27 protein-coding genes and 2 pseudogenes are annotated in these 23,310 nt (G+C 68.6%); 19 read left to right on the top strand and 10 right to left on the bottom strand.

What is annotated here, in order from left to right:
* Positions 1-45: 45 nt before the first annotated feature.
* The 8 genes and pseudogenes from J2X64_RS02790 to J2X64_RS02755 all read left to right on the top strand — a co-directional run.
* A pseudogene (locus J2X64_RS02790) lies at positions 46-870 on the top strand (CpaF family protein); the annotation flags it as partial.
* A 282-nt stretch (positions 871-1,152) separates the two neighbouring features.
* Complete coding sequence (locus J2X64_RS02785; protein WP_310149279.1) at positions 1,153-1,341, top strand: hypothetical protein; 189 nt, start codon at positions 1,153-1,155, stop codon at positions 1,339-1,341.
* A gap of 1,143 nt (positions 1,342-2,484) precedes the next feature.
* A complete protein-coding gene (locus J2X64_RS02780; protein WP_310149276.1) occupies positions 2,485-3,225 on the top strand; it encodes a hypothetical protein in 741 nt (246 codons plus the stop codon).
* A gap of 1 nt (position 3,226) precedes the next feature.
* On the top strand, positions 3,227-3,880 hold the full coding sequence (locus tag J2X64_RS02775; RefSeq protein ID WP_310149274.1) for a hypothetical protein: 654 nt from the start codon (positions 3,227-3,229) through the stop codon (positions 3,878-3,880).
* A gap of 675 nt (positions 3,881-4,555) precedes the next feature.
* A complete protein-coding gene (locus tag J2X64_RS02770) occupies positions 4,556-5,332 on the top strand; it encodes a hypothetical protein (protein ID WP_310149270.1) in 777 nt (258 codons plus the stop codon).
* Positions 5,333-5,587: 255 nt separating this feature from the next.
* The gene (locus J2X64_RS02765; protein ID WP_310149268.1) at positions 5,588-6,298 is read left to right on the top strand and encodes a recombinase family protein; all 711 of its coding nucleotides are present in this window, start codon (positions 5,588-5,590) and stop codon (positions 6,296-6,298) included.
* On the top strand, positions 6,295-6,543 hold the full coding sequence (locus tag J2X64_RS02760) for a hypothetical protein (protein WP_310149265.1): 249 nt from the start codon (positions 6,295-6,297) through the stop codon (positions 6,541-6,543). Before J2X64_RS02765 ends, J2X64_RS02760 begins: the two co-directional genes overlap by 4 nt.
* Before the next feature lie 376 nt (positions 6,544-6,919).
* Entirely contained in the window at positions 6,920-7,732 is an 813-nt protein-coding gene (locus J2X64_RS02755) for a nucleotide-binding protein (RefSeq protein ID WP_310149262.1), read from the top strand.
* Between the two features lie 73 nt (positions 7,733-7,805).
* Here the strand turns inward: J2X64_RS02755 and J2X64_RS02750 are convergent, their stop codons facing one another.
* On the bottom strand, positions 7,806-9,272 hold the full coding sequence (locus J2X64_RS02750; protein ID WP_310149259.1) for a recombinase family protein: 1,467 nt from the start codon (positions 9,270-9,272) through the stop codon (positions 7,806-7,808).
* 24 nt (positions 9,273-9,296) lie between these two features.
* Here J2X64_RS02750 and J2X64_RS02745 point away from each other — a divergent pair.
* From J2X64_RS02745 to J2X64_RS02720, 6 genes and pseudogenes are all read left to right on the top strand, one after another.
* A pseudogene (locus J2X64_RS02745) lies at positions 9,297-9,719 on the top strand (ATPase, T2SS/T4P/T4SS family); the annotation flags it as partial.
* 1 nt (position 9,720) lies between these two features.
* Entirely contained in the window at positions 9,721-10,590 is an 870-nt protein-coding gene (locus J2X64_RS02740) for a type II secretion system F family protein (RefSeq protein ID WP_310149256.1), read from the top strand.
* A gap of 5 nt (positions 10,591-10,595) precedes the next feature.
* Entirely contained in the window at positions 10,596-11,480 is an 885-nt protein-coding gene (locus J2X64_RS02735) for a type II secretion system F family protein (protein WP_397444029.1), read from the top strand.
* Between the two features lie 38 nt (positions 11,481-11,518).
* Positions 11,519-11,989, top strand: a complete 471-nt coding sequence (locus J2X64_RS02730; RefSeq protein WP_310149249.1) for a hypothetical protein — start codon at positions 11,519-11,521, stop codon at positions 11,987-11,989.
* A gap of 149 nt (positions 11,990-12,138) precedes the next feature.
* Positions 12,139-12,855, top strand: coding sequence for a DUF3800 domain-containing protein (locus J2X64_RS02725; RefSeq protein ID WP_310149247.1), 717 nt, complete (start codon positions 12,139-12,141; stop codon positions 12,853-12,855).
* Between the two features lie 176 nt (positions 12,856-13,031).
* On the top strand, positions 13,032-13,289 hold the full coding sequence (locus J2X64_RS02720; RefSeq protein ID WP_310149245.1) for a hypothetical protein: 258 nt from the start codon (positions 13,032-13,034) through the stop codon (positions 13,287-13,289).
* Here the strand turns inward: J2X64_RS02720 and J2X64_RS02715 are convergent.
* From J2X64_RS02715 to J2X64_RS02675, 9 genes are all read right to left on the bottom strand, one after another.
* Positions 13,286-13,774, bottom strand: coding sequence for a hypothetical protein (locus J2X64_RS02715; protein ID WP_310149242.1), 489 nt, complete (start codon positions 13,772-13,774; stop codon positions 13,286-13,288). The two genes, J2X64_RS02720 and J2X64_RS02715, sit on opposite strands and share 4 nt — an antisense overlap.
* The gene (locus tag J2X64_RS02710; protein ID WP_310149240.1) at positions 13,771-14,412 is read right to left on the bottom strand and encodes a hypothetical protein; all 642 of its coding nucleotides are present in this window, start codon (positions 14,410-14,412) and stop codon (positions 13,771-13,773) included. The genes J2X64_RS02715 and J2X64_RS02710 overlap by 4 nt, the downstream gene beginning before the upstream one ends.
* Before the next feature lie 603 nt (positions 14,413-15,015).
* Positions 15,016-15,246, bottom strand: a complete 231-nt coding sequence (locus J2X64_RS02705; RefSeq protein WP_310149238.1) for a hypothetical protein — start codon at positions 15,244-15,246, stop codon at positions 15,016-15,018.
* Between the two features lie 14 nt (positions 15,247-15,260).
* A complete protein-coding gene (locus J2X64_RS02700; protein WP_310149234.1) occupies positions 15,261-15,695 on the bottom strand; it encodes a hypothetical protein in 435 nt (144 codons plus the stop codon).
* Positions 15,696-16,116: 421 nt separating this feature from the next.
* Complete coding sequence (locus tag J2X64_RS02695) at positions 16,117-16,563, bottom strand: HNH endonuclease signature motif containing protein (RefSeq protein WP_310149233.1); 447 nt, start codon at positions 16,561-16,563, stop codon at positions 16,117-16,119.
* A gap of 100 nt (positions 16,564-16,663) precedes the next feature.
* Entirely contained in the window at positions 16,664-16,975 is a 312-nt protein-coding gene (locus J2X64_RS02690) for a hypothetical protein (RefSeq protein WP_310149230.1), read from the bottom strand.
* A 295-nt stretch (positions 16,976-17,270) separates the two neighbouring features.
* Positions 17,271-17,951, bottom strand: coding sequence for a hypothetical protein (locus tag J2X64_RS02685; RefSeq protein WP_310149227.1), 681 nt, complete (start codon positions 17,949-17,951; stop codon positions 17,271-17,273).
* 714 nt (positions 17,952-18,665) lie between these two features.
* Positions 18,666-18,938, bottom strand: a complete 273-nt coding sequence (locus J2X64_RS02680) for a hypothetical protein (RefSeq protein ID WP_310149225.1) — start codon at positions 18,936-18,938, stop codon at positions 18,666-18,668.
* A 685-nt stretch (positions 18,939-19,623) separates the two neighbouring features.
* A complete protein-coding gene (locus tag J2X64_RS02675) occupies positions 19,624-20,991 on the bottom strand; it encodes a recombinase family protein (RefSeq protein ID WP_310149220.1) in 1,368 nt (455 codons plus the stop codon).
* 159 nt (positions 20,992-21,150) lie between these two features.
* On the opposite strand from J2X64_RS02675, the gene J2X64_RS02670 reads away from it, so the two are divergent.
* The 5 genes from J2X64_RS02670 to J2X64_RS02650 all read left to right on the top strand — a co-directional run bounded on the left by J2X64_RS02670 (position 21,151) and on the right by J2X64_RS02650 (position 23,297).
* Positions 21,151-21,348 carry a hypothetical protein gene (locus J2X64_RS02670; RefSeq protein WP_310149217.1) on the top strand — a complete coding sequence of 66 codons (198 nt, stop codon included), beginning with the start codon at positions 21,151-21,153 and terminating at the stop codon, positions 21,346-21,348.
* Positions 21,349-21,350: 2 nt separating this feature from the next.
* Positions 21,351-21,755 (top strand): pilus assembly protein, encoded by a 405-nt coding sequence (locus J2X64_RS02665; RefSeq protein WP_310149214.1) that lies wholly within the window; start codon positions 21,351-21,353, stop codon positions 21,753-21,755.
* A complete protein-coding gene (locus J2X64_RS02660; RefSeq protein ID WP_310149211.1) occupies positions 21,752-22,240 on the top strand; it encodes a pilus assembly protein in 489 nt (162 codons plus the stop codon). Before J2X64_RS02665 ends, J2X64_RS02660 begins: the two co-directional genes overlap by 4 nt.
* Positions 22,237-22,749, top strand: coding sequence for a pilus assembly protein TadG-related protein (locus tag J2X64_RS02655; RefSeq protein WP_310149207.1), 513 nt, complete (start codon positions 22,237-22,239; stop codon positions 22,747-22,749). Before J2X64_RS02660 ends, J2X64_RS02655 begins: the two co-directional genes overlap by 4 nt.
* 131 nt (positions 22,750-22,880) lie before the next feature.
* Positions 22,881-23,297 carry a hypothetical protein gene (locus tag J2X64_RS02650; protein ID WP_310149206.1) on the top strand — a complete coding sequence of 139 codons (417 nt, stop codon included), beginning with the start codon at positions 22,881-22,883 and terminating at the stop codon, positions 23,295-23,297.
* The last annotated feature ends 13 nt before the right edge of the window (positions 23,298-23,310 follow it).

Here is a 23,310-nt window from a genome sequence, read left to right as displayed (position 1 = left end):
GGGGGTTGGCGGGAAGCCGGACGGTGGAGGGGAGGGGAGTCCCGGGTGGATGCCGTGACCACCGTCGAGTCCGAGGTCCGTGAGCTGATCCGCCGCTCCGGTCTCGACCCGGCGCGCGACGTGCGCGAGCTCGACCGGCTCGTGCGCGAGGCGGTGGCCGACTACGACGAGCGGTCGCTGCACGGCGGCCTGCCCTCCCTCGCGAACGTCGAGGACGCGGTCAAGTCGGTGCTGGACGCCGTCGCCGGCTACGGCCCGCTGCAGCAGTACTTCGACGACCCCGAGGTCGAGGAGATCTGGATCAACGAGCCCACCAAGGTCTTCATCGCGCGAGGCGGCGTGGCCGAGCTGACCACCACGATCCTCACGCCCGACCTCGTCCAGGACCTCGTCGAGCGGATGCTCAAGACGAGCGGGCGCCGGGTCGACCTGTCGAGCCCGTTCGTCGACGCGGTGCTGCCCGACGGCTCCCGGCTTCACGTCGTGATCCCCGACATCACCCGCCGCCACTGGTCGGTCAACATCCGCAAGTTCGTCGTGCGGGCCAGCCACCTCGACGACCTCGTGGGCCTCGGCACGCTGACCCCGCAGTGCGCCCGCTTCCTCGGTGCAGCCGTCGCCGCTGGCCTCAACGTCCTCGTCGCGGGCGGCACCCAGGCGGGCAAGACCACGCTGCTGAACTGCCTCAGCTCCGCCATCCCGCCGCGGGAGCGGGTCGTCACGTGCGAGGAGGTGTTCGAGCTCAAGATCCCCCTGCGCGACGTGGCGTCGATGCAGTGCCGCCAGCCGAGTCTCGAGGGCACCGGCGAGATCCCGTTGCGGCGCCTCGTCAAGGAGGCGCTGCGGATGCGGCCCTCGCGCATCATCGTCAGTGTTCGTGAGGGCCGCATGAATTCTCGGCGGCCTGCGTGACCGCGAGTCGAACAGTAGTTCGCGGAGCAAAGTTGTGCCGCCACAAAGGGATTCCGGATTCGGCCCTGCGCGACTCCCCGAGGTGCTCCATCAAGAGTCGCACGCTGGTATGACGAAAAGTGTTTAACACCAACAGATTCGGCGCAATTCTCATGTTGCGTGCAGTGCCGTCCCAGTGCTCCACTACCCCCATGCGGGGACCCCCCGCACTAGGGAGTTCTCGGAGAAGGGTGCGACTCGGTGGCAGCGGTTCACACAGCGGCGGCGCACAAGGCTCATGCCAGGACGGCGGCCGAGCGTCGCAAGTGGGCCTCCGAACTGGCGACGGAGCAAATCAAGGCCTACGCCGCCAAGATCGTGGCCGAGGCGCCACCGCTCACCCAGGACCAGTGCGACCGCATCGCGGCCGTGCTCCGGGGTGGCGCATGAGCTGCGTCGAGGTGTGCCAGCCGCGCCGGGGTCGGTCCGATGGGTGACGCCCTCATGAGGCAGGTCATACGGGATTGGGGCCACCTGAGCGGCAACCAATACAAGGTGCTGATGGTCATGGCGTCCTGCGCGATGGACGACGGCGCCCCGCCGATCTACTTCGGGGGATGGGAGCGGCTGGCCCTCATCGGCCTTGGACGCCGGGATTGGCCCGCTGACACGGATGACACGCCGTGCGCTCGGAAGTTCCGGGACTCGTGTTCCGAGGTCGTGCGTCGAGCAATTTTCGAACTGTGCAGGGAGGGTGCTGTGGCCGTGCATAAGCGCGGGCGGCCCGGAACGCGGGCCGAATTTGCGCTCACCCTGAACCAACGTTTCGTTGGGAAAGAAGCCAACGAAACGTTGGACGCTTCCCAACAGATCGTTGGCGATCGGACCGGAATCGTTGGGGCCAAATACCAAGACTCTCAACACTCCCAAGCCCAGAACCCCACATCACCAAGGTCTCTGCGTCACCAGGGCTCGCGGTCGGCTGTGGACAAAGCCAGATCGACCCCCGAGAGCCTGGCGCAGGCGCGCGCCCAGCTTGCTGGCGAGGAGGTCGCCTCATGAACTCACAATCCCGTCCGGCCGCCCTGTTCGACGCCGAAGTCGGCCTCGGCAACGGATACGCCATGGCCGAAGCCGTTGAGACCGACGGCACGACCTCGTACTGGCTCGTCACAGATCGGCCCGATGACGACCTGGGCTGCTGCTGCCGCGAGTGCGCACCGCATGAGCGCGTTGGACGCCTGCCTGCCCAAATCCGTGCCCGGATCGCCACATGCGGCGCCACAACTCGTGACGGCACCCCATGCCGACGGACCACCGCCCCCGGTGAGCGGTGCCCTTGGCACCGGGAGGCCGGATCGTGACCGACGACCACGACGGGGAGCTGCACGAACTGACCTCGTGGACGGAGCTGGCCTCACCGCCAGTACCACCCGTTCGCGGCCCGCACAGCCCCGATCGACTCCCGCGCCCACCGGCAACACCCGCTGCGGCCCATAAGAGCCAGACGGCGGCATCTGCGGGCACCTGAGCACCGTCTCGCGGCGACGCTCACCCCACCGATGCATCACCGAACGACAGAAGGAAATGAACATGGCACGTTTCACCGAACAGGCATACGGCGACCGGCTCGTGGGCAAGGTCGACCCCCTGGACCAGCGCCCCTCGCAGCTCCCACCGGACAGCCCGTACCACCGGCCCGAAGTCCGGGACGCGGCCCTGGCTGCCGCCGAGCGCGCCCAGGACGCCGTCGAGGCGAGTGAGCGGGCCCACGACGACTGGAACCGCGACAACGCCAAGCGCGTGCATGCCCTCCGCGAACGGCAGGCAGCAAGCGCGGCTGCCAAGGAGGCGCGAGAGGAAACGGCGATGGACCCGGTGAAGGCCGTGAGGGCGCTTCACCAGCTCATCCGTGAGGCCCGCACCCCAGGGGATCGACAGCAGCTCATGGCCGCCGTCTCCGCTCTCACGAAGTCGAAGGCAACGAAGAAGTCGCAGCATGCGGATTCCGCGGCGGGTGCACTGGACCGCGCCGTGCTGACAAAGGTGCAGGGCATGGTCGCGTCGGCCCTCACGAAGGCGGACGAGACGCACAAGGCCGAGCTGGCTGGCATGCGCACGGAGCTGGCTCGGCTGAAGGAACAGCCGGTGGCCGGTGGGCCGGTGCGTATCCGCGTGGGGCGCGACCGTGCTCGCGCAGGCGGGACGGATGCGCGCTCGCTGCTTGCACAGGCGGACGAGTACGAAGCCAAGGCCGACGCGGCCGACGACCAGACCCTGGCTCACGGCTATCGCGCCATTGCCCGGGACCTCCGGATGAAGGCGGGCCGCTGACATGACCACGACACTTCTCACCCCCGAAGAGACCGCCCGGGAGGCCAACCTCGTCGCGCACATCGCCGCCCTCACCACAGCCCGCGATGAAGCCGCGACCGCCCTGTCCGACGCCACCGCGCTGCATGAGGCCGCGGCCAAGGGCGGAGACCCAACGGCCGCTATGGACGCGTCCAAGGCGATGCGCCGCCACCGGGCGGAGCTGAGAGACGCCGAAGCCGACCTCCAGATGGCGGAGGTTTGGCTGGCCGAGCTGCGCGCCGTCGTCGCACGACGCCGAGCAGAGCTGGCAGCCAAGGAGGCAAGGGAGGAGGCCCGGGCCGCCGTTTCGCAGTACGTGAAGCTGTTGAACGCCGTCCGTCAGTCTGTCGAGGCGCGCGTCGACGCGCTGGCCGACATGGTCGAAGCCCAACGCGGCGACTTCGCCGCCCTCCGCGCGGCGAAAGACGCCGCGACCGGTGCAACAGAAAGGGCCCGCGCCCTCTCAGGCGGACCGGCACTCGCCGCCGACCCGTTGGAGCAAACGCTCGACAGGGCCCTCCGCGGAAGCGAGACCCTCACCCGCGGCTGGCGTGTGCCACCTGGGCACACCGCACCCGCCATGCTCAACGCCATGGTGGAGGCCGTCCGCGCCGCACGGCCGGAGCTGCGATGACCACGCGAGGCCGCCCCAGCAAGCTCACACCGGAGCGGGCCGACCGCATTGTGGAGCTCATCGGCTCCGGCGTTTACGGCGCAGTCGCTGCGCGAGCCAGCGGCATCTCCGGCTCCACATACCGGGCGTGGATGGCCCGTGGTCGCGATGCCTCAAGGGATGCGGAGGGCCGCGCGCTCGAGGAGGCGGACGCGCCGTATGCGGCGTTTCACGACGCCGTCCGGACGACTCAGGCGCAGGCGGAGGCGGAAACGGCTGCGGGGGTCTACACGGCAGGCCAGGGGTCGTGGAAAGCCGCTGCATGGTGGCTGGAACGCAGGTACCCCGAGCGGTGGGGCCGCAAGGACCGCCTCCGCCAGGAGGTCACTGGCCTAGCGGGTGCGCCGCTGCACGTAGACGCCAAGGCCGAGCTGCTGGCCCTGCTGGCGGTCCGAGGCCTTCCCCTCGCCGTGTCCGAGACACCAGACCGGCGGGATTCCTAGCGTTTCTGGCGCCTCGCGCGCGTTGGGCGCTGGCACCGGCCGCCGGATGCTTAAATCGGGCTCCTGACACGGCTAGCGGCCTTCCGAGGCCTGAGGGGGCGGGGCCCCGTCATTCTTCCAACGTGCGGACCCATGCCGTGATGACTGGGAGACTCCGAGGGTTGGTCTAGCTCAAGCAGGGGAGGGCATCGCCATGTGGGCGTGGCTGGAAAGACAAGACTGGCTGTTCGGTCCGCGGGTCACCTACGGCACCGAGAGAGACAACATGCTCGCCTCGTATGAGCGTCGACGTGTTTCGGCGGATGACCTCAGGAACATCGAGCAGTGGATGAACGTCGTGCCGTTCGCCCGGGTCGTCATCAGGTCTGGGTCCATCGCCGCACCTCCGGTTGGTGACAGCACGCATGTTCGCGACTCCTTGGACGATCTGTTCGCTCAGTCTTCCGTGCACCAGCAACTCGTGACCTTGGTTGCCACTCGGGACGACGGCTGGGAGTTGTCCGTGATGATCACCGGAAGAGGGGCGATGATGCAGCGCCACCTCGCTGATGACTTCTACAACAGCGCCGAGGCCCAGAAGGTTTACGGGAACGTGGATCGAGTGCTGGTGGCCACGCCACGCATGTGGCCTAGCCATGCTGGCTGGGAGCTGATCGAGCGCGTCGTGTGGGGCATGGCGGCTGTCGCGGCCGCGGGCTGGTTCGCCTGGTGGGTGCACGATCTGCGGCTGGCGGTCCTCGGTCTTGGCATCGCCCTGCTGCTGGCGAGGGCCGGCGCACAAGGACGCTGGCTGTACCGGTGGGGCGACAGGCACACCCCCCTGGATTGGTTGGACCTGGATCCGCGCGAGGAGGTGCGGGCGCGGCGTCGCAACAGCAAGGAGAATACGAAGGTCTTTTGGAAGACCGCCGCGGTGGTCGGACCGGTGGCTGCCCTGCTCGGCGCCTTTGCGAACGCGATGCTCAAATGAGCCTGCCCGTGGCATCGTTGGCCGCATGGACGAGAGTCGAGCGCTGGGCGGTCAACACGCCGCGGAGGCCGCGGCTTCCCTAAGAGGCATGGTCGAGGCCCTGGACTCGACACAAGCCGAGCGCCTGTTCCTCCTAGGCGCTGCAACCGCATTTGAAGCGGTCGCCAACGGTGCCACGGGCGACTCGGCAGGGCCGTTGTGAGCAATATGAGCTAACTACTTTTAACTAAGGGGTCGGTTAGTTAAAGTGGGCGCATGACGAACCGCATGCGCCGCGCCGCGCGAGCCCGCCGAGAGCGTCCCCTTGCCCTGGCCTATGTGCGTGTCTCCACGGAGGAGCAGGCGACCGAGGGCGAATCGCTCGGCGCCCAGGAGGACGCTCTCCGAGCGGAGGCCGCGAGACGCGGCTGGGACGTTGAGGTGATCGCCGACGAAGGCGTCTCCGCGAAGTCGCTTGACCGGCCGGGCATGGCCGACGCACTGGGCCGTCTAGACCGCGGAGAGGCCGACGTGCTCCTGGCCGTGCGCACCGACCGCGTCTCCCGATCGGTGCGGGACGTGGCGGTGCTTGCGGAGACGGCGAAGGGGCAGGGGTGGCACGTGGCCCTCCTAGACGGCTTCCTCGACACGACCTCCCCAGCGTCCACCCTCATGACGCACGTCCTGGCCTCCGTCGCGCAGTTCGAACGCGAGCTGATCGGACAGCGCACCCGCGAGGCCATGGCCAAGCGGCGCAGCAACGGCGCACACATGGGGCGACCCTTCACCCTGCCCGAGGCCGTGCGCTCGCGAATAGTTGCGGAGAGGGAAGCCGGCTCCGGCTGGACCGCCATCGCAGCGAGCCTGAACGCCGACGCCGTGCCCACCGCCCGAGGTGGACGTGCATGGGCTCCAGCTACGGTCCGGGCCGTCTACCTCTCCGCTGACAGGGCGGCCGCTATGCAAGACGGGGGCGCGAGAGCATGACCGCCACGGCACCCAAGACGCTGCACATGGCATTCGCACCGCTGCCCAAGAGCGCCACGATCGTTGTGGCTCCGGAGGCGGGCTTGGCTATCGCGGCGGACTGGCTCACGTGGGAGCAGGCATTGGCGTGTCTGGCCAAGATGCTTGACGGGCGCAACGGCGCGTGGTGCGTCAGCCCGCCCCTAAGCGTGTTGTCCGCCCGTGAGTGCGCCGAGAGTGCGCAGGGCCTGGTCTCGGGCCTCTAGCCCTAGCCGAGGTACTCCTGAGCGCGAGCGACGGTGGTCGCGTCATAGCACTCGGGATGATCAACAACGACGCGGGCGGCGATCCGCACGTCCGCCGCGCGCGGCCCTGTCGTCTGCCCCATCCAGTCGACCGTCGAGGTAACAAGGGGAGCGAGTTGCTTGTCGATGTCATCGCAGCTTGACGGGCGCGTCATCCCTGTCGGCGGCGTCGTTGGTGATGCGGATGGAGACTCCGGGGCACAAGCCCCTAGGAGCCCCGCGCAGGCGAGGACGGAGCCAATCGTGCGGATCCCCATGCCCTGACGGTAAGGGTTGAAGTGCTCCTTGCGCTCCCGTTTCACCCGCTCCGGTCGGGTATGGCCGATAGGGTCAGGCCGTGCAGAAGAAGGTCAAATACCCCAGGGCCAAGTTTGCGCCCGAGGTTATCGAGGAGGCTGAGCGGCTGCTGGGTCTACCGTCACCGGCGCCGGGCACTTCGACAGTGGCGATAAGCGGCCATGAGGAGTGGACCTTCGAAGATCCCTCCGAGTTCTACGCTCAATACCGGAAGCCATGTGTCCACGCCGCGCACCAGAGGTCAAAGTCTCCGCTGGGCCTTTCGATCTTCTATCACTTGGGCTACTACACCGAAGTCACGGTGACGGCCTCATCGCGGGCGGCGATCGAACAGACTTTCGCGGTTTTTGAGCGACACCGCGACGAATCGACCACGCCAGAGCCCCCACCTGCACCTGCCGCGCTACCAGAAGCCCCGAGGGTCTTCATCGGTCATGGCAGAGCGCCTGATTGGCGGGACCTGAAGGATCACTTGCACGAGCAGCATCTCTACGCAGTTGAGGCGTATGAGACGGGGGCCCGAACAGGCCATGCGGTGCGCGACGTACTCGACACCATGCTTCAGCGGGCAGCCTTCGCGGTTCTCGTCCTCACTGCGGAGGACGAGATGTCGGACGGACAACTCCGACCGCGAGAGAATGTTGTCCACGAGACCGGGCTGTTCCAGGGCCGGTTGGGCTGGACACGCGCGATCATGCTTGTGGAGGAAGGCGTAGAGCCCTTCTCGAACGTGGCGGGGATCCAGCAGATCCGCTACCCCCATGGACACGTTCGTTCCACATTCGGGGACGTGCTGGCTGCATTGCGAAGAGAGTTCGGCCCCGGTCCGTTCAGGCAACCAGCGAGCGATTGAGAGGCTCCGCTGGTGCGTGCACACTCCGGGTTGCGGTTGTCAGGTGCTCACGTCTTCCCTCGTGCTGAATGGCTCAGCCCGGCTCCGGCATCTCCCAGCGTGGCGTAACAACGATTCGGCTGAGACGGCCGCCATCGCGGTCACGGGAGACTTCCACCCGTCCGATGAGGGCTGCGAGCACGTCCCGGAGGCCGCGGGGGTCCCCCGCCACCAGCTCATCCCAAGACCCGAGCAGTGTTCGGGGCACCTCCGGCCCAGGCAGTGGCCCCGGGACCACAATGGCGCTCGCTTCCTTCTGCGCCTCCAGCAGCTCCGCCTCCAGACGGGCAGCGCTCCGGTCGAACGCACGCCGCAAGGCTGGCGTCATCTCCCGACTGGCGTGCTGGGCGAATAGCCTGTCGAGCTCAGCCTCCAGTCGTGCCACCCGAGCCTCGGCTCGCCGCCGACGGTGTCGCACCGAATCCCGTCTCCGGTTGTCCTGAGCCAGTGCCTGGGCCTTTGAATCCACCTCCTCCGCGACGGTGGCAAGGAAGGCCTTCACGGCCGCGAAGACGCGCGCCTCGGCAGCCCCAGCACCTTCCGGACATGCGGCCGCCCCGTACGTCTTGCGGCGAATGCACTTGAACGTGCGGGCGCCCGAACCAGCCACTCCAGCCGTCATGCCTGCGCCGCAGGCGCACTTGATGATGCCCGTCAGGGGTTGAGCCCCCCGCCGGTACGTCAATGACTGCTGCCGGCCAGCATGGCGAGCCCGCTTGTAGTCAGCCCAAAGCTGGTCGCTGATGATCGGATCGTGAGCCCCCGGTCGTTCCTCGCCGGTCGTCCTCATCCGCAGCAGTCCGGCAGCGAAACCCGAGTCGAGCATCGCCTGAACCCCATGCTCCGTGCGTTCGATACCGGTGCTCTTGCGGAGGAGTTCGCGTAGCTGGGCCGGACGGTCGCCATGGTAGGCGTAGCGCTCATACATGAGCCGGACAACTGGCGCCTCCACCGGGTGCGGCTCATACCGGCCCCCGCTTTTGGCGTATCCGAGGCGGCGCTGGCCGCTGGCAGGCAGGCCACGGGCGATCCGGCTTCGGTGCACCTCCCTCCACACGTCGCCCTTCTGCTCAGCCTCCCAAGCGGCCACCTCCGCGAGCATGCCCCGCCCCAGGCGGCCGGTCGAGGTCGTGGTGTCCAACTGCTCGGTTGCCGACTCCAGCACCCCGCCAGCCGTCTCCACGCGGTCCAGCGCGATGGCCCACCGACGGCGGTGTCGTGCCGCTCGGCTGTACTTCCACACCACGATCCCGTCGGCCTCCCCGCGTTCCACGCGCTCGACCGCTTCGTCCAGACGGGCCCACCAACGAGAGCGCGCCTGCGAGGCCGACTCGTCCAGGGCTTCCACCCAGTCAGTGACCTCGTAGCCGCGCATCGAGCAGTAGTCGCTGACAGCCGTTCTCTGCATATCGGGCGACAGGAGTTCGTCCCCTCGCGACCCGACCTTGGAAACACGCACCATGCCGATCACCCGGCGGCTCCCGCCGCCTTTTCGCGCCATGGGTGGACGGTATCTCTTAGGGGTATGTCGTGTAAACGTATGATCGTCGGCGAGGTGCGCCAGGCCGAGAGCCTCGACCTGCTCATCGCCCTCAACAGCGGGCTGCCCGGCATGTGCACGATCCACGCCAACAGCGCTCGCGAGGCCATCACCAAGATGTGCACGCTGCCGCTGCTGGCGGGGGAGAACGTCGGCAGCCGGTTCGTGGTCCCCACGGTGGCGGGCTCGATCGACCTCGTCGTCCACGTGGCGCTCGAGCACGACGGCGTGCGCCGGGTCCGTGAGGTGGTGGCGGTCCCGGGTCGGGTCGAGGGCGACGTCGTCGAGACGGCGGACATCTTCACCCAGCGCGACGGCGTGCTGCGCAGGGCCGACGGCTTCCCGCCGCACCCCGAGCGGTTCCGGCGTGCCGGCTACGACGTGGCCGCCCTGCTGGGGAGGGACTGACGTGACCGGGATCCTCGTCGGCCTGCTGCTCGGGTGCGGCCTGTTCTGCGTGTGGTGGTCGATGTGGGTGCCGTCCGAGCCGGTGCGACCCGGTCCGCGACGCACGACGCTGGGTGACAGGCTGAGGGACGAGCTGGTGCAGGCGGGGTACGAGTCGGTGGGCCCGCGCAGCCTCGTGACGGGGTGCGCCGTGGCGTTCGCCGTCGTCCTGCTGCTCGTGCTCGCGACGACCTCGGTGGCGCCGGTCGCGCTGTGCTTCGCCCTGATGGCGGGGTATGCGCCGCTCGCCCTCGTGCGCTCGCGGGCCCGGCGCCGCCGCGCGAGCCTGCGCGACCTGTGGCCCGACGCCGTCGACAACATCGCCTCGGGCCTACGGGCGGGGCTCGCCCTGCCCGAGGCGCTGGGGCAGCTCGGGCGGCGCGGACCGGAGGAGCTGCGGCCCGCCTTCGCCGCGTTCGCGGAGGACTACCGCACGACCGGCCGCTTCCAGGACTGCCTGGACCGGCTCAAGGAGCGCCTCAGCGACCCGGTCGGGGACCGGCTGGTGGAGTCCCTGCGCATTGCCCGGGAGGTCGGTGGCAGCGACCTCGGTCGCCTGCTGCGGACCCTGTCGACCTTCCTGCGCGAGGACGCACGCACCCGCGCCGAGCTGGAGACGCGACAGGGCTGGACGGTCAACGCCGCCCGGCTCGCGGTCGCCGCGCCGTGGGTGGTCCTCGCCATGCTGGCGACCCGACCCGAGTCGATCTCGGCCTACAGCACCACCACCGGTGCGCTGGTCCTGGCCGCGGGCGCGGCGGTGACCCTCGTGGCCTACCGGCTCATGCTCCACATCGGGCGCCTCCCCGAGGACGAGCGGGTGCTGCGGTGACCGGGCTGGGCCAGGTCGTGTCGTGGCCGGGAGCGCTCCTCGGGGCGGTCCTCGCGCTGGGCCTCGTCCTGGTGTGGAGGGGGCTGCCGGTGAACCGCCGCGCGACCCTCGACGACCGCCTGCTGCCCTACCTGCGCGACGCGCCCCGACCGTCCCGGCTGCTGTCGGCCCGCCAGGTCGGTGGGAGCGGCGCCCTCGCCGAGCTCACACGTCCCGTCGTCGCCGGGCTGGGTGCCCGGCTCGAGCAGGTCCTCGGCGGCGCGAGCTCCGTGCGCCGCCGCCTCCTGCGGGCAGGGCGCAGCCCCGAGGTGGAACGGTTCCGCGCCGAGCAGGTGCTCTGGGGTGCGGGTGGCCTCGTGCTGGGCTCGGTGGTCGGCGCTGCCATGTGGCTCGGCCAAGGCGGTTCGGTCGTGCCCTCGGTGGTCGTCACGTTCTGCGGCGCGGGTGCCGGCGTGGTCGCCCGGGACCGGTGGCTGACCCGCGAGGCGGAGCGGCGCGAGCAGCGGATGCTGGCGGAGTTCCCCACGATCGCCGAGCTGCTGGCCCTCGCGGTCGGCGCCGGGGAGGGTGCGGTCGGCGCGCTGGAGCGGGTCTGCCGCCTGTCCCACGGTGAGCTCTCCGCCGAGCTCGCACGCTGCCTCGCCGATGCGCGCGCCGGGGCGAACCTGCCGACGGCCCTCCAGGGCCTGGCCGACCGCACCGGCCTCACCAGCCTGGCCCGGTTCGTCGACGGCATGATCATCGCCGTCGAGCGCGGGACGCCCCTGGCCGAGGTGCTGCGCGCGCAGGCCCAGGACGTCCGCGAGACCGGCCGCCGGGCCGTGATGGAGGCCGGCGGCAAGAAGGAGATCGCCATGATGGTCCCGAGTGTCAACGTTTCCCTGTCCTAGTTCCCGGACGGAGAACACGACCAGACGGAGTAACCACCATGAGCACGACCACCACGAACACGATCCCAGCAGCGAACCACCTCAGCGAGGCGCCAGACCCCCAGGACCCCGCCGACACCGTGAAGGTCTGGGGCTACTGCACCGACTTCTGCATCGAGTCTGGACCTGCCAACGGCATGTCGGTGGAGGAGCACGGGAAGGTGTGCGAGTCGCGGTCCCTGTCCGTCTCGCAGGTCACGAGCGACGACGGCCGCGGCTTCGGGATCTCCTCTCGGGTCGTGCGGCCGTACTACCACGGGGAAGTGCACCGCTCCCTTGTCTACGGCGACGCGCGGGACAGTCGCGTGGAGCTCGAGCTGTCGGCAGACGACGCTCCGTGGGGCAGTGAGCCCGAGCGCTTGCGCCTGAGCCCGTCGGCGGCCCGCAGCCTCGCCCGGCACCTGCTGCACCTGGCAGACACTGCGGAGGGCGTTCAGAGTTTCCTTGGAACCAAGGAGCGCCGAGCCTGACCACGACCCCAGCGCCACAGCACCCCGGCAGGGAGCGAGCCTGCCCGGGTGCGCGACTGGGAGCCGGTCCACCACACGTTCCTGCTACCCCGGCGGAGCATTTTCTCCGTTTTGTCACAACACGCGTGCGTCATACCTAGGCTTCGGGTGTGGGAGAACTAAGCAGGCTGATCTACGTGGACGATTCGGGCGCCTGGGGTGTGGGCGACAACCTAGTCGTCTACGGCTGGGTAGAGGTTGCCCCGGTCAATTGGCGCGGCGCTTTGCGTGTCTGGCTTGACCTGAGGAAGTACCTCTGGCGTGAGTACAAGGTTCCCGTTTCGCAGGAGTTGCACTGCACTCGATACATCAACGGGCGCGACAGGATCAGCGCACGCCCTCCGGCGAAGTTCCGGGGGCCCAACGGACAGGTTCTCAAGAAGGACTTGGGGCGCGAGGTGGCAGTTAAGTGCCTTGAGACTTTGCGCGACTGTGCGGACATCTCAGTGGGGGCGATCTTCAAGCGCCTGCCGGGCGTAACCGGCGTCCAGCATGGAGCGGCGAAGTACGACGTCTACGGCGATCTCGTCAGGCGGACGGACACTCAGCTATCAGCGGCGGACTCTTATGGGTTTCTCACCATGGACGGAAGCGACCTTGGCTACCGTGCCGCGCACCGCGATCTCAAGTTGGACACTCGGCACGTAGTGGAGGATCCGGCGTTTCACGACAGCAAAATGTCGCAGTGGACTCAGATGGCTGACCTGGTGGCCTATGTCACCTACCTGCACCTTCAGCCACACCCCTCGAAGGCCTTCGCCAAGACTTGGTATAGCGACTATTTGCAGGGATCGGACGTGAACGGTGCCCCACTAGAGTGCCTCTAACGGCCCTGGGAAACAGCTAGACCCGCCATGTCCACGAGTGTGGGGCGGGTCCGCTTGATGAAAGGTACGGCATTCGCCCGTTAGTGTCAACGCCTAACCTCCCAGAAGAACGGCGCCCCCGGTGAGCCGTGCCGGGGGCGCTGCGGTCTGTCGGACGGTCGCCGTACCGTCGAGGTATGCGCGCGACCGAGCCCGTCCACCGAACGTTCCTGCTCCATCCGGACATCGACATCGAGGCCGCCAAGGACGCATACGAGACGCAGGGCTGGATCCGTGATGGCGACGGCTCCCTGTGCACCATCGACGGCGTGCGGTACCGACTACTCGGCTTCAAGCGCCTAGGGCGCATCGTGAACCGCGACTGGCGTCGCGACCCGAAGCAGCCCTACGACGTGCCGCCTGGCTGGGACGTGCCGCAGACGCAGCGACGCTAGGCGTTTAGCTCTGGCGGCAATGTGGAGTCGGCCACAGCCGGCGGATCATCCGTGACCCGGACGGACCCTGCCTGAAGCAGCCCTAATATTGGCGCGTCCAGTCGGAGTCGGCTCGCGGCCTGATGCAGCGCCTCTCGTATGAAGGGATAGACGGCCATGACGCCGACCCGTTCCACGAACTCGCGAACAACCTCGGCAGAGAGGTCGAGCGGTTCATCGAAGTCGTATTGGGCTGCAGCGTCGATCGTGTAGCGCCCGCCACGCGCCGCCCAATCGAGCCGACACCGAACCTCCATCACTTCGGGACCGTGTCGCTCCTGGATGGCGAAGCTGGTATCGGCTTCGTCCCTCTCGTCGCCCTCCGGCGCTGCGTCATCCTCGAGCCGCTCAGCGTCGACCCGATAGAACAGGATGTCCCGCAGCGTCACATGCCCGAGCAGTTCGCGGGCATCGGCGATAGGCCTGCCGACTGGTGCCTCGGTCACGAAACCAAGGCGAAGTCAGTGCGCTTTGAATTCGCGGCGTCCGCTAGATCCACGCGGGATGCCTTCGTGGCGTGCGAGATCGAGGCATGAGCGACGGCGATGACGCTCGACGTGAAGACGAAGTCGGGGTGCGGACCGGATGGCCGGTACCGCAGGGTCCGGCAAGACCCCGCCTTCTGCTCGGCCGCCAACAGGACCGTCATTTGGGCAACTTCTAGGGCGGTGGGTCGGCGCAAGTCGTCAACCGGCCGGCCTAGATCCGCCAGCCAGTCGGCGACCTCCTGCCAGCGCCATAGACCGCCGCCCGAGAGAATGACGGGGTCCGGGAACGGCTGAGCGAGCCTCCGCTCGCCGCGCGCCCAGTTACCGACTGCCTGAGTCGAAGTCCCCAGACGCGAGGCGATCTGCGACCGGTCAACGATGTCGTCATGGACCGCTCGAACTTCGATGCCCAGCGACTTCATGGTGGCGGTCGCACGGTGCATGCCGTCGATGACGGTCGGGCCTGGCACGGTGAGAGTGACGATGGTGACGTTTCCGTGGCCGCCGACGAACGCGTCAACGGTCGACACGAGCTCCATCTCGACGGACTCGTCGATGGCGTCGGTTACGAAGGCCAGCTCGAACTGGGTGGACATGACTCGTCTCCCTCCCCCTGACATATGTGTAGTACACAGAACCCACGTCCTGTTGTCAAACGACAACGGGACTACTTGATTAACTCATGACCGTCGGGGCAACGTTCCCGATTCTGCAAAAGTCGTCTTGCAACGTTCCCAGGGTTCGGGGGCGTGCCCGGGACTGGGAAGCTTCGGCCGCCCTCCTCGCGACTGCACGGACAGTTGACCCGGTATCCGTGCCCTTGACGCCGGATGCCCCAACCCTCGTTGTAGAGCACCTTCATGGCGTCCCGGACCTCCTTGGGCAGCCCAGTGAGGTCCGCTGGCGTCAGCCAATCGTCAGGCATCGTTGTGTGGACCCCCCAAGCGTCGAGGAGCCAAATGGTGCCACATCGGCACACTCCAGAACCGCAACATCGCTGGTCGGGGCCGGATCGCGCATTCGGTGGCGCCCCCAAGGATGGGGGCGCCACCGCGCTCAGGTTCGGTCTGAGCGTCCTGCTGCGCAGGATCGACTGGCCCAGGAAGTGGGGGCTTCGTGGCCGTCCTTCGTTCCGTGCTCCCCGGGACCATGAGCAATGCAGCACCCGGGGCGGTGACGTTGACGCAGGGGTTTGTGGGTCAGAGGGAGCGCTTGCGGGCGAGCTCGAGGATGTTCTGCCGAAGGTCGCGCATGCGCATCTCCTCCACCCGGCGCAGCGCCCTCTGGGAGGTCGCCCCTCGGCGAGTGATGTTCATGGCGACCCAGAGCGCGCGCTCCTCGCTGAACGTGGTGCCAGGCGGCGTGCCCCACTCGGGCGGGAAGACGCCAAGCCCGCGGGCATGGGAGGAGCTCTCGACGGATCCGGTCATCGTGATCGGGCCTTTCAGACGGGTTGGATGGTGCGGAAGGACTGGGAGACGCCGCCCAGTTGGTCGCGGACCTCTCGGGGGAGGTCTCGCTCGGCCTCGGCAACCGCGTTCCATGCGACCGCCTTGGCGTGGATGAGGTCCTCACGACGAGCCGCGGTGCCGGCGAGCGCGGTCGCAAAGGCGCGGTCGTAGACGTGCTCACGCTGCTGCTGGGCCGTGTAGACCGCCGCCCGGAACTCCGCGTTGCGCTGGGCCTCGGCCTCTGCGACCTTCTGGCGCTCGCGCACCTTGTAGGCGTCCTCGAGTGAGATGGCCTGCCGGCCGAGGTAGTCCTCGACCAGGCGCACGCCGTTCAGAGCGGCCCACGCCTCGATGTCGCTGGCGTACATGGTGGTCGGTGCGACCTCGCTGATGGGCACCGTGCACCGGCAGCCGGTGTTTCTAGGCATTCTCGTGCTCCTCGTGAGTAGTGGTCATGCCGCAACGTTGGACTTTGCGGGGAGTTTGCGGCGAGCAGGCGAACAGGTCAGGCAGCGCACTCGCGGCCGACCCGTGCGAGTCGGGGGAGGGAGCTCTCCACCGCACAGCCGGCACGTCTGCTCGGGCTGGGCGAGCAGTGCTGCGGCCAACTGCTGCGGGACGTGGGCCAACGGGTGACGATCGCTGGCAAGCTCTGACGCAAGCCACCGCAGCACGCGCACGGCCCCGCTGAGCTGTTGCTGAGTGGCCATCAGAGGACCGCGCTTTTATGGCTGAGGCGAGCATCAACCGCGCACCAGAAACGCCGAGGGGGAGCCGTTTCTTTTTGTTTGCGGCCCCCATTGACCCCGCCCTCGAAACCTCTTACACACACAGAGAGCTCCGGGGCTTTCACAGCGACCACCGGAGATTCGACTCGGTGTGCTGGGTCCCGTCGGCGTAGTAGGTCGTCTTGGCGTTGCCGTGCTCGACGACGTACGGGTAGCTCCTCGGGGCGGGGACGCCCTCCTCGAGCCCTGGGAGGTCGTTTCGGACGCGAGACGCCTTGGAAGCGTTGCAGGGGCCGCAGATCGGTCGCAGGTTGCCGAGATCGTACGGCGCCCCGCCTTGGGACAGCGCGACGATGTGGTCGACCTGCGTAGCAAGCCGGCCACAGCTCGGCACCGCGCAGGGCGGATTGCCGGCGAGGATCTGCTGGCGCAGGGTTCGCCACCGCTTGCCATCGATCTTCGCGTGGTTGCTGCGGCAGGCGTCGCATCGGGTCCGTGGACGGCCGCCACGCCAACTCGCCCGGGGAGGCGCGAACGGATTGCCACACTTGGAGCAGAGAACGCTCACTCTGTGTCACCTCTCCCGAGTATCTCGTGGAAAAAATCGCGGGGAGAGAAAGGGTTTTTGCGGCGCGGACGATGGGGGCGCCGCACAAAAGAAACGTCCTTCACGCGGACTCACCTCGCCTGCTGCGGCGACGCGTGCGGGCCTCGGCCTCCTGCTGACACGTTGCGCAGCCCTTGCCGCCTGGGGTGACGGAGGAGAAGTGGGCACGGCATACGAAGCCCGTGTGCGCGGCACGTCGACTCGGCTGCCCTGTCTCGAGGTGCTGGTCCGCGTGGACGATCCAGCGGGACAGGCAGCTTGAGCAGTGGGCGAGCTGGTCGCCGAGCTTCATCGGGATCAGCTTGGGCTGGGGCTTGGGGCATCCGTCGTCGTGGTACTCGGCCTTGCGGATGCGCTGCCATTCGGGAGTCATCGTCCGCCCCCTGCCTGCTCGGGCTGGCTGGGACGGCGTACGCAGGTGGCGTGACAACTGCCGCACTCGTGGAGCATTGACCCATCCGCTTGTCGGGTGACCGAGCCGCCTCCTCGGCAGCCGGGCCGGTGCGACAGCTCAGGATCTAGCGTCGGGGCCTCGTGGTCGGGGCAGGGCCAGCCGCGGTCGATCAGGGCTTGGGCGAACATGTGGTGCGCCAGCGTGGTTGCAGTGCACCCCTTGGCCTTGCATTCGACGAGGACACGGGCGTGGCGCTTGTCGGGGTAGGGCTTGGTCATCGGGGGGTCAGTCCTTCTGCGCGAACGACGACGGGCTTGATGTGTCCAAGGCGCACGTCGGCGTTGAGGTGGATGGGGATGCCTGCCGCGGTAACGCGGCGGCAGAACTCGTAGTCGTTGCCGTCGACTCGGCCGTGGCGCACGACCTCTTGGAACCAGGGCTGCGGTCGCGGGTTGTCTTGGGCGACGCGTTCGAACACGGTGCGGTGCACGACCATGGCCCCGGCCCCGACGAAGTCCACGGGGATCAGCCCGCGAGCGGTCTCGGGATTGGGGAGCAGTGCGCCCGTCGGGTGGTCGTCGTCAAACCAGCCGCACTCCAGGTTCGCTATGCCTATGTCCTGACCCGTGCTGCGATACATGGCTCCGACGACCAGACGCTGCTGCGCGTCGGCGGAGTCCAGCAGTCGGTACATGTCGTCGGGGGTGAAGGTCATGTCGCTGTCGAGCATCAGCAGCCAGGTCAACGCAGAGGCGAGGAAGCGGTCGACCAAGCTGGTTCGGGCGGCCGATACCTGTGGGCCGCTGGGGACGTAGACCGAGTTGCCGATGCGCCTTCTTGTGGACTCGGTCCACATCAACTCTCCGAGGCTTGCCGCGAACCTGCTGTGACACATGGCGGGAGCCACCCAGCCGACCATCACGTCCTGCTGGGCCGCTTCGTTGCTGGCACTCATGACGCAGCCTTGGGTGCGGGGTGGGAAACAGAATCAGAACAGAGGTGCTCAGGCGTGGAAACCGCCACCACGTGGCGTGTTCGAGCCGCGAAGCCGCCATGTGGGGTTGATGAATGAGAGTCGTATCCGCCGTCCAGTGGCGTGTTCGCACTCGCGAAGCGCGCGTGCCGGGGCGCCAAGGGGCACGGGTTCGGTCGTCGCATCAGGTCGCCTCGGCGGATGCTGTGCGCTGGGACGATGAGGCATCCCCAGTAGGACCCGTCCTCCAACCATCCGAATTCCACCGCGTCGGCAATGGCGCGCCCCACGTGCCCGTAGGGCTGGACCTCGCCCGTGTCGTGGTCGACCGTCGCCAGGATCAGCGCGAGCTGCCCACGCTTGAACACGGCGTGCCCGTTCTCACCGTGGGCTCCGTAGGCAGCCGCAGCCACGCGAAGCCAGTAGGGCAGGCGCCTGTCGCCAGCGCGCGCCTGCCAATCGTCCTGATAGTGGCGCGCCCAGACCCGGCTCATGCCGCCTCCCGCTCGGCATAGGTGACCTTCGCCCCCACGGCCTCCATTCGGGCTACCAGGTCCGCAATGCGACTGCAGTGGACCCAGAAGCCACCGTGCATGGGGGACCGCAGCGCAGGCACCTTCTGGTCGCGGAGCCACCACCCCGGCACGCCGCGGAGGAGCCCGTACCGCTGCCCGCGCGTGTAGCGGACAGAGGCCCTCATGCCGCGCTGTCCTTGCGCGCGAAGGCCACCCGCAGGGCGCCAACGAGGGCGCCAACCCCGGCCGCGTGGTTGCCGATCACGACGACCTCACGCGCCGGACGAACGGCCCTGATGAGCTCACCGAGGGTGATGTCGACAAGCGACTTTGCCTGCCCGATGTTGAGCTCAACTCGGACGCCGGCCGGGACGTTGAGCGCAATCATCGAGGCGGCTCGAGTGTCGAGGAAGCCAAAGTCGTCCACGGCCGGGGTTAGGTCGACGCACAGCACGCCCGAAACGGCGGGGGAAGGGTCAGGCTGCGGTCCCATTGGTGGCACCGCCCCTCAGCAAGAGGGCGAGCTTGTCTCTCTGCTCGGCGGTCAAGGGCGGCGCAGCGTCGACTGTCCTCTGGATGTGGTCGGCCAGCGCTGCGGCTCTGATTTCGGCGTCCAGACGAGCCGCTTCATCGACTCGTCCGAGCCGAACGGCTACGCCCTTAGCGGCCCGCAGGTGTCGCCGGGTGGCCGCGATGTCCTCAGGAATGCCAGAGGGCATGGTGAACCTTCTTTCGGTTCACGCATGCCCATACGTGGAGGTCTACGGCGTTGGCCAGACGGGCGACTTTGACTTGTGGTCAGAGTCTACGGGAACGGGGTGACAGTACGTAGTCCGTTTCGGTGCCCGTTTGACGCGATCGTGCCCAAGCCGGTCGTAGGTCCCTCCATGGCACCGAGTGCATTAGCTGGCCCGGCTGGGCTGGCGCCAGTCCTCGGTCCGCCCGGCGTCCATCGAGTTCATCTAGCGTCCGGGGGACCCCTCCGTGTTTGCGGCAGCCCTCGACCCACACGCCAAGTGTCGGGTCGGTCCAGGCAGGGTCATCCGAAGGTGGGAACTGCTGGGGCGCTTCACCTCCGATGCGGCCAAGGATCCGGTTGCATCCGCGCACCGCACATCGGATGACCACTGTCGGAGCCGTCATCGCTCCCTCCACTCGAGTGCGACGTGCCGAGGGTCGAATCGCACACCCTTGCCGGACGGCAGAATACGCACGTTCATGAGGGTTCGGATCGCCTCCCGGAGCTCGCGAAGGCTCATTCGTTCCACCGCCGCAGCCACGTCGGAAGCCTGAGCGAGCACCGCAAGCGGGTCGGCTCCTGTCGCGTCGGCGATCTGTCGCTCGAGCTGGTCAATCAGGTCCGTCAGGCGACGCGCCTGTGTGCGCGCAGCGTCGGGCGAGAGCAGGCCGTCCGCCAACATCCCGGCGAGGGCATCGCGCCTCTGGCGCGCGTCCACGACCTTCTCGCGTAGGTCCGTCACGTCGACATCGGTGGCGAGCAGGTCGAGAGCGTCAGGGCGGCTCAGGCGCTCCACGAGCACCCCCATGACGACGGCGTCCACGAGGTCCAGCCGTCGCGTGCCGTAGCACGTCCGACACCTGTACACGGTCACGCCCTTGGCGTTCGAGGTCGCATACATAACGGCGTCGTCGCAGGACTCCCGGCCGCAGCGCACGAGCCCCGACAGGAGGTACTTGACCTCGGTCGACGGGGGAGCGGCCTTGCGTGCGGGATCGCGCAGCAGCGCTCCAAGGCGATCGGCCGTCTCCGGGTCGAGGATGGCCGGCGCATCCCCGCCGTAGTCCTCACCCTTGGACACGACGCGCCCCGCGGTGCGTGGATTGAGCAGAACGCGACGCACTGCTGTGACGGTCCAGGGCTTGCCAAGGGTCGTCGTCACGCCTCGTGCGTTGAGGTCCGCAGCGACGCTCGCCAGCGTGGCCCCGGAGAGGACCGCTTTGGCGGCCTTGCGAATCTCGGCAGCCTCGCCCTTGACGACCTTGACGCTCGTCCCGTCGCGATCGAACCCGAACGGGCGACGCGCCCAGAGCACCAGGCCGTTCTGCGCGCGCTGTCGGTTGGCTGCGATCTGACGCGCCGCCTTTTGCTGCACCTCGTATGAGGCGACGGAGCCGAGCAGAGAGGCAACCATCCGGCCGGCCGGCGTCGAGAGGTCGAGGTCCGACGCCCGCACCGTGGCGATCTTGATGGAGCGGCGCTCTGCCAGTTCGACAAGGTCGACGAGGTCGCGGAGACGTCGGTAGAGCCGGTCGGTGTGCCAGCAGATGAGGACGTCGTGGCGGCCGGCCCGCAGGTCCTCGAGCAGCCGGGCGAACTCGGGGCGGGGCTTGCCGTTGGTCGCACTGCGGTCGTTGTCTTGGTAAACCTCCGCGACCTCCCAGCCGTTGCGCTCTGCCAGCTCGCGGCACTCGGCGACCTGCCGGGAGACCGCGAGGGAGTCGCCGCTCTTGTCGAGCGACTGACGCGCGTAGATGGCTGCCCTCATGGGGAAAATCATAACAGGTAACTGTTGACATTTAGTGTCCCGGTCGTCTTCCTCGTCCTTCCCGTCACCGTCCTGTTCGCCGTCTACCCGGGATTCGCGTTCCTGCGCTTCTCGATCTGAGGCCCTGTCCCGACGACAGCCGCTACGAAAGGAAGACCGATGACCGTCCTCGCCAAGGCCCTGCTGCGCACGCAGTGGGCCCTCACCGACGTCGTGCGCCGTGGGGAGCGCGGCGACGTCCCGGGCTGGGTCATGATCACGCTGATGACCGCCGGGCTCGTCGCCGTCCTCTGGAAGGTCGCCGGCAGCGAGCTCGAAGCCATGTTCCACCGCGCGATGTCCAACGTCACGGGCTGACCGTGCCCCGACGCCCGGCCCTCCCGCGCACGCCGCGCGGCGAGGGCGGCGCAGCGGTCGTGGACTTCGTCCTGGTCGGGATCGTGGTCACGGTGCTGTTCCTGGCCGTGTTCCAGCTGGGGCTGGCGCTGCACGTGCGGAACACGCTGGTGTCCTGTGCCTCCGAGGGGGCGCGCTTCGGCGCCCGCGCCGACGTCGACCCGGGCGTCGGAGCCGAGCGTGCGCGCGAGCTGATCTCGCAGTCGCTCTCCCCGCGGTTCGCACGGGACGTCTCGGTGTCGGTCGGCCAGGCCGACGGGGTCGCGGTGGTCGTCGTCCGCGTCGTCGCGCCGTTGCCCGTGCTGGGGCCGCTCGGCCCCGACGCCGGGCTCGACGTCGTCGGCCGCGCGTTCGAGGAGAGCCAGTGACGCTGCGCACACGGCTCGTGCTGCACCGGCTCCGCGCCGGCACCACCGCGCGTCTGCGCGCGGGAGGGGAGCGGGGGAGCGCCCTGGTCGAGTTCGTCTTCCTCGCCGTGCTGATGATGGTGCCGCTCATCTACCGCGTGATGGTCCTCGCCCGACTCCAGGCCGGGTCGTATGCCGCGTCGGCAGCCGTCCGCGAGGCCGGCCGCGCGTACGTGACGGCCCAGCGCCAGGAGGATGCCGGTCCACGGGCCGACGCCGCGGCCCGGATCGCCTTCGAGGACCAGGGATTCCGCGGTGACGGACTGCTGACGATGAGCTGCGACGGTGACCCGTGCCTGCGTCCCGACGGCCGGATCACCATGCAGGCCACCGTGACCGTGCCCCTGCCGCTGGTTCCGGCGTTCGCCAGGGACGTGCTCCCGCTCGAGGTCCCGGTCACCGCCAGCCACGTCGCCGTGGTCGACCGCTTCCGGGGCACGCCATGAGGAGGTCGGCGCGGCGCGCGCTGCCGCAGAAGGGCGTCCGCGCGCGTCTGCGTCGTCGCGGCGCCGCCGGTGAGTCCGGACAGGTGACCCTGCTCGTCCTCGGGTACACCCTCGTGGCTGCCCTCCTCATCATGGGGACGGTGGCGGTGACGTCGGCGCAGCTCTCCCGGGTGCGCCTGCTCGACGCCGCCGACGGTGCAGCCCTCGACGCTGCAGACTCCTTCGACCTCGGCGCCTACCGGTCGGGCCTGGACGACGCCGTCGCGGTCAGCGACGACACCGTCCGGCGCACGGCGACGGACTACCTGGCCGCCCGACCCCTGCCTCCGGCGATGCGCGCCTGGCAGGTGTCCGCCGGGACGGGCAGCCCGGACGGGCAGACGGCGGTCGTCCGGCTCACCGGTGAGGCCGACCTGCCGTTCGTCGGGCCGCTCCTGCACGCGTTCGGCAGCTCGGTCACGATCACCGTCGAGTCCCGGGCGCGGGCCGACCTCGAGCCGACGCCCTAGGCCTCCCCACCTGCCGCTACCGCGAGGTGGCGCAAGGACCTTCGCCCCTGTGGCCGCCCGCTGCCCGGGCACAGCGTGGTTCGGAGCGGCGCACCGCGCCGAGTGCAGGGACCGCCGACGAAGGAGACGTCATGACGACCATGTCCAAGGAGCGGGCCACGCACCTGCACATCCCCGGGTACCTCGAGACGTACGAGCAGGACATCGACGGCTGGACCGTCTCGATGGAGCGCACGCTCACGGACCTCGACCTCGCACCGTTCTACCGCGGCGGCGAGGGCGACCTGTGCCAGGCGCACCACGTCGGCTACGTGATCAAGGGCAAGTTCGGCATCCGCGCGCCCGACGGCACCGAGGAGGTCTACTCCGCGGGCGACGCCTTCGTCATCCAGCCGGGTCACACGCCGGTGCAGTACGCCGGCGGCCAGTACGTCGCGTTCACGCCCACCGCCGAGGCCCGCGCCCAGGCAGCCGTCATCATGCCCAACATCGTCCGGTACGCGCAGGAGCACGGCATCGAGCTGCCTGCCGAGCTCCGCCCCACCTGAGCTCCCCCCACCT

Origin of the sequence: Phycicoccus sp. 3266, assembly GCF_031456495.1 — a bacterium.
GTDB lineage: Bacteria > Actinomycetota > Actinomycetes > Actinomycetales > Dermatophilaceae > Pedococcus.
The sequence above is the reverse complement of the archived record's forward strand: the minus strand, read 5'-3'. Positions and strand labels throughout refer to the sequence as shown.

Excerpts from the sequence above, each read along its gene's own strand:
- J2X64_RS02690 (WP_310149230.1), bottom strand. The coding sequence starts at position 16,975 with ATGACTCCCGAATGGCAGCGCATCCGCAAGGCCGAGTACCACGACGAC.
- J2X64_RS02730 (WP_310149249.1), top strand. The coding sequence starts at position 11,519 with ATGAGCACGACCACCACGAACACGATCCCAGCAGCGAACCACCTCAGC.
- J2X64_RS02775 (WP_310149274.1), top strand. The coding sequence starts at position 3,227 with ATGACCACGACACTTCTCACCCCCGAAGAGACCGCCCGGGAGGCCAAC.
- J2X64_RS02650 (WP_310149206.1), top strand. The coding sequence starts at position 22,881 with ATGACGACCATGTCCAAGGAGCGGGCCACGCACCTGCACATCCCCGGG.
- J2X64_RS02750 (WP_310149259.1), bottom strand. The coding sequence starts at position 9,272 with ATGGCGCGAAAAGGCGGCGGGAGCCGCCGGGTGATCGGCATGGTGCGT.
- J2X64_RS02705 (WP_310149238.1), bottom strand. The coding sequence starts at position 15,246 with ATGACCGGATCCGTCGAGAGCTCCTCCCATGCCCGCGGGCTTGGCGTC.
- J2X64_RS02710 (WP_310149240.1), bottom strand. The coding sequence starts at position 14,412 with ATGTCCACCCAGTTCGAGCTGGCCTTCGTAACCGACGCCATCGACGAG.
- J2X64_RS02780 (WP_310149276.1), top strand. The coding sequence starts at position 2,485 with ATGGCACGTTTCACCGAACAGGCATACGGCGACCGGCTCGTGGGCAAG.
- J2X64_RS02765 (WP_310149268.1), top strand. The coding sequence starts at position 5,588 with ATGACGAACCGCATGCGCCGCGCCGCGCGAGCCCGCCGAGAGCGTCCC.
- J2X64_RS02685 (WP_310149227.1), bottom strand. The coding sequence starts at position 17,951 with ATGAGTGCCAGCAACGAAGCGGCCCAGCAGGACGTGATGGTCGGCTGG.
- J2X64_RS02720 (WP_310149245.1), top strand. The coding sequence starts at position 13,032 with ATGCGCGCGACCGAGCCCGTCCACCGAACGTTCCTGCTCCATCCGGAC.
- J2X64_RS02675 (WP_310149220.1), bottom strand. The coding sequence starts at position 20,991 with ATGAGGGCAGCCATCTACGCGCGTCAGTCGCTCGACAAGAGCGGCGAC.
- J2X64_RS02760 (WP_310149265.1), top strand. The coding sequence starts at position 6,295 with ATGACCGCCACGGCACCCAAGACGCTGCACATGGCATTCGCACCGCTG.
- J2X64_RS02770 (WP_310149270.1), top strand. The coding sequence starts at position 4,556 with ATGTGGGCGTGGCTGGAAAGACAAGACTGGCTGTTCGGTCCGCGGGTC.
- J2X64_RS02700 (WP_310149234.1), bottom strand. The coding sequence starts at position 15,695 with ATGCCTAGAAACACCGGCTGCCGGTGCACGGTGCCCATCAGCGAGGTC.
- J2X64_RS02670 (WP_310149217.1), top strand. The coding sequence starts at position 21,151 with ATGACCGTCCTCGCCAAGGCCCTGCTGCGCACGCAGTGGGCCCTCACC.
- J2X64_RS02655 (WP_310149207.1), top strand. The coding sequence starts at position 22,237 with ATGAGGAGGTCGGCGCGGCGCGCGCTGCCGCAGAAGGGCGTCCGCGCG.